This is a genomic window from Streptomyces albidochromogenes (assembly GCF_005981925.1).
Classification (GTDB): Bacteria; Actinomycetota; Actinomycetes; order Streptomycetales; family Streptomycetaceae; genus Streptomyces; species Streptomyces albidochromogenes.
Window position 1 is genome coordinate 1 of sequence record NZ_VBVX01000538.1, and the last position, 2236, is coordinate 2236.

Consider the following 2236-nt stretch of genomic DNA (forward strand, 5'->3'; position numbering starts at 1 on the left):
CAGGTCGACCCGGCGCTGGCCGCCCTGACCGGCGAGTACAGCATCGACCCGGCGCACAGCAGCATCGGCTTCACCGCCCGTCACGCCATGGTCACCAACGTCCGCGGCTCCTTCCCGGACTACGCGGGCACGCTGGTGCTCGACGGCGCGAACCCGGCCGCGTCCACCGCCTCGATCGACGTGAAGATCGCCTCGATCGACACCGGCAGCGCCGACCGCGACAACCACCTGCGCAGCGCGGACTTCTTCGACGCCGAGCAGTTCCCGCTGATGACCTTCCGCTCCACCTCGGCCGAGGCGCTGGGCGGCACCGACTACCGGATCACCGGCGACCTGACCATCAAGGGCGTCACCCGGCCGCTCTCGATCGACCTGGAGTTCAACGGCTCGGCCACGGACCCGTTCGGCAACGAGCGCGTCGGGTTCGAGGGCAAGGCCGACATCCTGCGCTCCGACTGGGGCCTGACGTGGAACGCGGCCCTGGAGACCGGTGGCGTGCTGGTCAGCGACAAGATCAAGCTGACGTTCGACATCTCCGCCGTGAAGAGCGCCGCCACCTCTTGACTCGGGAGGAATCGGGAGGACAATTCCAAATACACCGGAAAACCGGAGCGAGCCGCACGATCGGCGGAGACGTTCGCCGACTTGCGTGACGACCCACTCGCAGGCTCCGGCCAGGCCCCCGGCAGATCCCCCCGGACCCGGAGTTCCCAGCGACGGCTGGGCCTCGCGGGAACGGGACGGACTACCGGGGACTGCTTGTGTCCGGGGCCGCCCGGACGGGACCCGAGGGCGCAGGCCCCGGGCGGCCTAGAAGCCGCCTCCGCCGAAGTCGCCTCCGCCGCCGAAGCCGCCGCCGAAGTCACCTCCGCCGCCGAAGTCACCTGAGTTGAAGTCGCCCCCGGAGAAGTCGCCGCCCTCGTAGCCGCCGGCACCCGGGTCCGCGTAGGCCGGGGTGGAGAGCATCGAGCCGAGCATGGTGCCCATCAGCAGGCCGGGCAGGATGCCGCCGCCGTAGTAACCGCCGATCCACGGGGCGTACGCCGGGCCCGCCTCCCAGTACGGACGGCGGCCGTCCGCCGTCTCGACGGTGCGGGACATCGGGTCCCGCCCCTCGGACAGCCGGGTGGCGTCCGCCGCGCACACCGGCACCTGGCGGCTGTGGCCGCCCGCCGGGGCCCAGCCGACGTCGGTCGTGGACGGTCCGTGGCGCGGGTCGAAGAAGCACGGCGGCCGGCGCTGCGGCAGCGGGTCGCCCTCGCGGCGCGCGGCGAGCACGGCGAGCGAGAAGCGGCCGTCCTCCAGCGCCTCGGTGACCACGCGGGCGTCGTCGGCCCTCGTCGCCCTGGCCATGGCCGATTTGGCTTTCTCGTACGCGTCCAGGGCACGTTCGTAGTCGGCCCGCATCGCGTCGTCGGCGCCCGGTTCGCCGGGATGGAAGTCCAGGCGCTCCAAGGTCTCTCCGAAGGCGGTGATGTCCTCGTCGACCACCACGCGCACCTTCTCCAGCGCGGCCCGCTCGCGCTCCGCCCGGCGCCGGCGGCCGCGCCTGGCCACCAGGAGGACGCCGGCGGCTCCGGCGACCAGCACCAGGCCGAAGGTCACCAGACCGACGACGGACGACGGCCCGCTCTGCGCGCCTTCCCAATTGCTGGGGGCGTCGCCCCGCGCCTGTGCCAGCGCGTCGTCGACGAAGGCGTTCAGCTGGGTCACGGCGTCGCTGCCGCCGGCCGGTTCCACCGAGGCGGTGAGATTGCCGACCGCCTGACGTGACATCACGACCGGGTCGGCGCCCGCGTCGAAGCCGTCGCCCAGCCGGACGGCGTACACGCCGGTGATCCCGGTCTGGGTGCGCAGGTCGGCCAGCAGGCCGTCCGGCGGGAATTCGGCGCTCTGCGGCAGTACGGCGACGAAGACGGGCTTGTCGGCGTCGAGGATCTTCTGCTCCAGCGCGTCCGCCTCACGCGGCGGCAGCTGGTCGCCCGCGCGTTGGTCGACGTACACCGGCCCCTGGCGCAGCGCGTCCGCCGCCGCGTCGAGTCCCGTGGCCGCCTGCGCGCCCGGCGCGATGGCGAGTACGGCGGCCGCCACCGAGAGCAGCAGCCCTGACAGGATGGAGAACGGTCGTGTCCTCATATCTAAAAGCTACCCGAAAGGGTGCATTTTAGGACAGATGCGTTTGCGGAGGCCGCCCGGCGGACCGGCGGGTGCCCCGGCCCCCGGGCCACCCGCCGGT

The 2236-nt window shown here is 72.8% G+C and carries 2 protein-coding genes; one reads left to right on the forward strand and one right to left on the reverse strand.

Features of this window, described 5'->3' with window-relative positions; genetic code table 11:
* Nucleotides 1–564: YceI family protein (locus tag E2E34_RS33570; RefSeq protein WP_138905605.1), on the forward strand; the 564-nt coding region annotated here is incomplete at its 5' end.
* 246 nt (nucleotides 565–810) lie between these two features.
* Here E2E34_RS33570 and E2E34_RS33575 read toward each other — a convergent pair.
* Nucleotides 811–2136: a hypothetical protein gene (locus E2E34_RS33575; protein WP_138905606.1), complete on the reverse strand. Its 1326-nt coding sequence runs from the start codon at nucleotides 2134–2136 to the stop codon at nucleotides 811–813.
* Between the last annotated feature and the right edge of the window lie 100 nt (nucleotides 2137–2236).